The organism is Bacteroides sp. An269 (assembly GCF_002159755.1).
Taxonomy (GTDB): Bacteria; Bacteroidota; Bacteroidia; order Bacteroidales; family Bacteroidaceae; genus Phocaeicola; species Phocaeicola intestinalis.
This window is the reverse complement of sequence record NZ_NFJG01000262.1, coordinates 1-579: the sequence shown is the minus strand read 5'-3', so window position 1 is coordinate 579 and position 579 is coordinate 1. Positions and strand designations below refer to the sequence as shown.

Below are 579 nucleotides of genomic sequence, written 5' to 3'. Positions count from 1 at the left end.
CTTGGTATCCCGTATCTTGATACAAGGTGCAAGGCACAGGAAAAGAATACATTGTGTCAGCCATCTTCTTGTCGTGGGTCTTGCCCGAAACGGTCTGACTGACAAATATCACCAGACAAGCCATCGTTACAATGACGGCGTTCTTGACCGTGTGCCGTTTTTTCTTGCCGCTGTAACGCTCCTTTTGCATGTCCCGGTCTGCCGGACGGGGAATCTCCCGTTCCGTCCCGTCATGAAGAAGCACCGGCTTGTCCCCCTCCTTGGAAAGTTCCGCCAGCCGTTCGGCAAGCTCCTTGTCGGTTTCTGCGGGAACAAGACCTTTCGCTTTAAGGGACAGACGAAGGATTTTAGTCAGGCAATGAATGAATATGTTACAGTGCTTCTGGTTCATACCGAAACAGGCCGCATGATATTCCTGCAACGGGTTGTTTTTCAAATAAACCAAAATGAAGAACAGGCGGTCGGGGATACTGGGAAGGGGGCTGTTCTTGTAGATGGAAGGACTGCGGCGTTTTCCGCTACGGCGTTCCCCGGTCATTTCATACTCGGACAAATAGTCCTCATGCGCAGCCTCGAAAT

General features: G+C 51.1%; 1 protein-coding gene. It reads right to left on the bottom strand.

Annotation, left to right across the window (positions count from 1 at the left end):
* On the bottom strand, window positions 1–579 hold a 579-nt coding region (locus B5F71_RS19650; protein WP_143269965.1), incomplete at both ends, for a transposase family protein.